Origin of the sequence: Gardnerella vaginalis (genome assembly GCF_001546455.1) — a bacterium.
Classification (GTDB): Bacteria; Actinomycetota; Actinomycetes; order Actinomycetales; family Bifidobacteriaceae; genus Bifidobacterium; species Bifidobacterium vaginale_B.
The window spans coordinates 1-5946 of sequence record NZ_KQ956821.1 but is presented as its reverse complement, the minus strand read 5'-3'; the positions used below and the strand labels follow the sequence as shown (position 1 = coordinate 5946).

The following is a 5946-nucleotide window of genomic DNA, read 5'->3' as shown; positions in this document are numbered from 1 at the left end:
GGGGGGGGGGGGGTATAAATACTAAAGGCTTTATTTAAAGCTGCGCTTTGCTATCTTGTTTTTGCGCGCGGGTTAATCTTCGTGCTAATCGCAGAGTTAATCGTGCGTTTAGCGCTGCGTTGAGTGCTTGCAGAACGTTTATGCTGCGTTGGGCAGTGGGAGTCGCCTGGCTTTGCTTGTACAGGTGCTGGTTGGAACGTTCGGCACATTGCACTTAACGCTTTTTGAGTATTGGATTTGTCTGGTGCTCTGCCCGTTTTGGGAGTTGCGCGCAAATGCACAAAACAAGTGAGCGAAGAGTAGCTAAAGATAACTTAAGAATAACGAGGAACAAGCCGCATGGAACGGGTTCGTGCAGCATGTTGGGGTTTGCCACGATATTCGCGGTGCCAGGAAAGGTGAGTAGGCTATGTTACCAGCAGGGTTACGTGGATTCGCATCACGCGTGGGGCGTCTTGCGTTGCGCGCTTTTGCTTGGAATAAGGGTGGCGCTGATTCTTGCGCTGCCGCTTCTGCTGCCGCTTCTGCCACTTCCGAAAGCATCGCCGCTGCCACCGCGTCCACCGCAGCATGCACAGCACACCCATCCCACACTCTTCGCCGCGCGCTTCTAGCAATGCTCGTAGCCGCCGCCACGCTCCTCGCAATGCTCATCTTGCCGCCAGTAAATAGGGCTTTTGCTGATGAGGGTGCTCGTTGGGATTATGGCGGAACTGGCTATATTTCTGGTAAGGGTTTTGATTGGGCTGATTCTACACGAGATTTGAACATTAGTTACCCACGTTTGTGGACTGGTCAAGATGGTAAAAAGAAGATTACCTGGACAGTTACCTTTAATAAGAATTCTTATTTGCTTGCTCATATTAGAGGAGGCACTTTAAGAGTTAAAGATAAAAATGGATACAAAAACCTTGTTATAGAACCACACTCATCTTACGCAGGCCATAGTGATGTTCCTCCAGAAGGTGCAGGTTTTTCTGGCTCCAAACCGCTTTTTATGGTATTTCTTCCTAAAGGAATTAATAACGTTAATATTGATCGTAGGCGTACTGGTCGAGATGCTCTTGGAGGTAACGGCAAGTTTGCTCGTTGGCCATATGAATATGGTAAAGGTGGTAAAGATCTTAAAAAGTGGTACAAAACCTATCCAGAAGATGTTGTAGCAGATAAGTTAATCCAGTGCAGCGATGGATATGAATGTAAAGATCCTGCTGAACGAGATAGAAAAACTCAAGAATTTTTAAATGAGTCTTGGGAAGAATCTTGGAGAAAGCTTACTCTAATTAAAAATAATGGCGTAAAAAAGAGTAGTTGGAGTTGTCAAAATGGAAAAATAGACTATAATCAGTCAATTGCTTCATTCGCTGGTCCTAGTAATTGGAATAAATATAACGGCGCGCACTATGACAGTGGAGACGGTTTTGATACCTTTTGGAATGAGGCGTTAGGTGAAAAAAGACTTGGTTCTGGCGAGTGCATAGGAGAGTCTTGTAGAGGTTATAGCTTAGCTGAGATTAAACAGTGGAAAAGTAAGTTTCAGGTTGTTCTTGCTTCTTGGGAAAAGAATGATTATTCCTTAGCTATGGAATGGAAGATTACTGGCGATTACGACGAGAGTATTAAAAACCCAGAGCTTTTGCCGCTTATAGCAGGATGGAATTCTAATAAAACAAAAGGTAATTACGGCGATTCTTTCCCAGGCACCAGAGACGAATGGCAGAGCAAATGGTCCTTCGTAGGCCCGTACGATACAGATGGCGACGGCATTCCAGATTTGTCTGAGTTCTATCTTGGAACTGACCCAACCAAAAAGACCAATATTCTGTATCCTGTGTATAAGTCTAAAATGCTCAGTGATTACCCGAAGAGAGGCGCAAAGAATCCAACAGACTATGGCGGTACAGATAACGTACCAGTTACAACATATAAAGAGCCTATTACTGTTAAGCCATTTGTAAATGTTGGTACGTGGGTAAGTAATACATTTGATCCAAATCTGTTCCATCAAGATAAAAACGCTGATGGCTCTAATGCAACTTCTACGGATTTGCATCATGCAATAGATTTACCTGGTGCGGAGAATACTGCATATTTGAACATGAGCTATGCGATTACTGGTGTTCCAGATAATGGTGTTACAAACAATAATTGGCAAGGTTGCGATACAAACACTAAAGATGGCTGCGTAAAGATTGACCCGAAAACTGGATACATAACTTATCGCCCTCGCAAAGACGATTGGAAGAAATATCCAGATGGCTTGGAGTTTAAGGTAAAGGTTACACACATAAATCCTAATATCTACCCGTATAATTCTGATAAAAATAAGGGTCAGGCATGGGTAGAGGAAAATGTACCTGTAAAAATCAAAGTACTTTCTAATGCGTCACTGTACAACCCGCATTACGATGAAACCACTGTTAGCTACGATACGAAGAATAATAGGTTTAATCCTACTGATAGCAAAGAGCCTAAGAGCGTAAAAGACAGCAAAAAGCCGTGGGTTAGGGAAGGCCCACTGCCTAGTGGTTCTACCTTTAAGCTAGAGCAGTACACTCAATACACTTCTCCTGTGCTTGATTGGTCTAAGATTGATTCAAAAAATACAGGAAACGGTAAAGTGACGTTTAGCCCGTCTAAAACAGAAGCTGGTACAAGTGATAAGACCCCTGTACTTGTTACGTATCCGGATGGTTCTACGTCTAAAGATAGTGACGCAGGTAATTATGACAAGGTTGTATATGCTCCTGTTAAAGTGCAAGAGTTGCCTGTTACAGACGGCGATTTGCATCTTAACCTTTACGACGGTACGCAAATAAATAATGGTCAGTTTAGTGGCTGGAGCTTTGGAGATGCAAATAATCCTAAAGAGCTTTCTAAGACCACGAAAATAGGTGGGCCAAAAGAGAACAAAAACAACGGTATTGTGCTGGATTCGTGGTCCAATAACGCCAAAGGTCCTATTACCTTCCGCGCAGTGTGCCATAAGAAGAATGACACTAAGTATAAGCTGCTTAAGCCTGCCGAGGGCAATAGTAAGGCTAGTGGGGACATTAATGGCTTGCAGTTTGAAGAATTCCGCCAATGGATTCGCGATAACGACAAGAAATGTAAGGTAAAGGGCGCGAATTGCAGTGACGATAACCACTATCTTCATCCTGGCGAATACAACAAAGACACTATGGAGCGTTCGCGCGCGCTGATTGGCGGCAAGCCTAAGGAAGGCGGCGAGTACGAGTGTAAGGTGTTCGCGTTCCACCAGGCTCACGATGGTAAAGGTACGCAGCATAACGGTGCGCTCACAAAGTTTGATCAGTTAGCTAAAGACAACGGCGCAGGTTTTGTCTTTGCTTTTGATACTGGTGCTTTTGCATCCAGTAGGGGCAAAGAGTGGGTTTCTGGCAACTTCTACTTTAAAATCAAGCTCAAAGACAGCCAAAAGTATAATCCGACTTATAAGACGATTCCAACGATTCAAGCTGGTACGTTTGCTAATAAGGAGGCTAATAGCTCCGGTCAGCCAAAGAGCCACACGAAGATTACGGTGAATGGCAAGCAGGTAAACGCTAACGGTGTTCCAGATGATGACTTGGGCGGCGTTGAAGATGGCAAAGCTCTTCCACCAGGCACGTGGTTTGAGATTAAGAAGCTTGTTAAGAAGGTTGATAAAACGCAACCTGACAAGTTCCCATCCGAGAAGGAACTTTGGTCTAACTTTGAGGGCGGCGAAGACAACGTTAAGCGCGATAATAGCGGCAAGCCTGTTATGGAAAAAGGCAAAGTCGTTCCTTTAAATGAAACTGGTCGCGAATACGGCTCCGTCACATTCCGTCCAGATAAGTGGAAAGACGCTGGTCAGTACTGGGCCGAGGTTGTTGTGCACTACCCAGACGGCTCTGCTTCAAGCGATGACGACTCTATTAACTACAAGCACCCTGTGTATGCAAAGGTGAATGTTACGCGCGACGATGCTCATAATCAGTTCGGCCTTACGTTGTATAAGAATTACCCTAATGCGCAGATGGGCAATGGTTACGACCTTAAAGTAGGCGAGTCGTTACCTAACGATGCAACCTTCGACTCGTGGATGACTAAGTCTGTTGGCAAACTTCATCAGCACGTAATCTGCTCCAAGAAGGGCAAGGATGGCAAGTATAGCGACTATACTTACAACACTCTGCCTGGTCATGTTGATAGTAAAGCTAAGGATGCGAAAGATATCAAAAAAGACGGCTTAAGGTTTAAGAAGCAAACGATTTGGGGACATGCTACTTTCAATCAGCAAAAGTCGTGTATCAAAGATCGTAACAACTGCAAGCCTGATGACTTGCTGTATGACGATTGGGTTCCTGGCGGCAATAGTAATAATACTTCTGAGCGCACCCGCGGCTTCTTTGGCGGAAAGGCTCAGAAGACTGGAGACTACCAGTGCAAGGTCTACGTTATAAGGGGCGATGCCGAGTCGAAGAAGTTTGCTGAGGCCGTTAAGGGTAATATAAAGAAAAGCGCTTCCAAAAACCCAGTTGATGGCGTTCTGAATGCTAAGGGCAATCCATATGGCACAGAAGGTGTGGGGTATAAAACTGATTCATTCTCTGTGCATATTCATAACGACAACCACTTCTACAATCCGAAGTACGTTGATGTGAGCGTTACGGCTGGTCAAAAGGTTGAGAATGCTGTGCCGCAAAGCGTTAAGAGCGCTAACGGTGCGGATAAATACCAGGATGCTGTGAAGGCTGGTGCGCTTCCGGATGGAACTTGGTTTGAGTTTAAGGATGCTACTCACGGCTTTGAGGTAAATGCTAACGGCACTGCTGGAAACAAGGTGTCCTTAGACTGGTCGTATTGGGCCGGTAACGCCGCAGATAAGGCAGGTGATCAGAGCAATAAGCCTGACAATCCTAAAGATCCTAATAATCACAAGGGCAAGCACAATGCCAAGGGTGATGGCGGGCGTTACGGCAAAGTGACATTCCACCCGGATCAATCTGTTGCGCCTAAAGCGTACTTTAAAGAGATTGTCATCCATTACCCGGATGGCTCTACTTCGGATGACACGGATTCTGGAAACAACGGCAAGCCTGTGTATGCGAAAGTTACTGTTTCAGGCTTCAGTGGCGCCGACAGAGATCTTAAGATGACATTGCTAAGGTCTCAAGACGCAGATCCTGTTCATGACACGCTTGATAGCAGTCATCCTCTTACCGTTATGAGCGGCACGAGCCTTACTAAGAACCCGTATGTGCTCGCGTGGAGCTTGAAAGATCGTAGCAATATTTCATTGCGCATGATGTGCACTAAGCAAGGCGAGCAAAAGTGGAGCCGCGGGCTTGACGATACGCTCAATATGCACCTGAATCAGGATTACGGCAATGGTGTAAAGCCGTGGGCTTTTGCAACTGCTGATCAGCGAAAGTCTTGCAGTCAAGACAGTAAGAATTGCAAAGCTAACTTGCTGTATGGCTTCACGAAGAATGGGAAGCAGGACAGCATAGAAAGCGCTGTGTCTCGCAGTGAAGACGATATTGCTGGCGTACCTCAAAAGGCTGGAAAATACACGTGCGCTGTGTTTGCGTTGAAGCCGAATGCGCTGGCGGCGTTTAATGGGCTTAGTTCATCTACAGATATGAAAAAGGTTCAGCTTACAGGATTAAAGTCTGCTGTTGATTGGAACAGAATTTCCTTCGACGTGAACGTGATCGATCCGCCTAAGTTCGCGCTGCCAAAGACCGGCGGAATGAACTGGAACATGCTGATGAGCGTTGTGTGCGTGATTGGCACGGGCGCCATGGCGGCTGGGTTCTTCCTTGACCAGACCAAGTGGGGGCGCGCGATGCTTGAGGCGTTGTTGCGTAAGGCGATGCTGCGTAAGGCGATGCGCGGTGGGGTGCGCGGTGCTGAAGGGGTGGCTGCGGATTGCACGGCTCGCACAACAGCGGCTCC

The 5946-nt window shown here is 46.1% G+C and carries 1 protein-coding gene; it reads left to right on the top strand.

Annotated features, from left to right (window positions below; all coding sequences use genetic code 11):
* Window positions 1-409: 409 nt before the first annotated feature.
* The coding region (locus tag HMPREF3216_RS04610; RefSeq protein WP_081090983.1) for a Rib/alpha-like domain-containing protein at window positions 410-5946 on the top strand (5537 nt) is incomplete at its 3' end.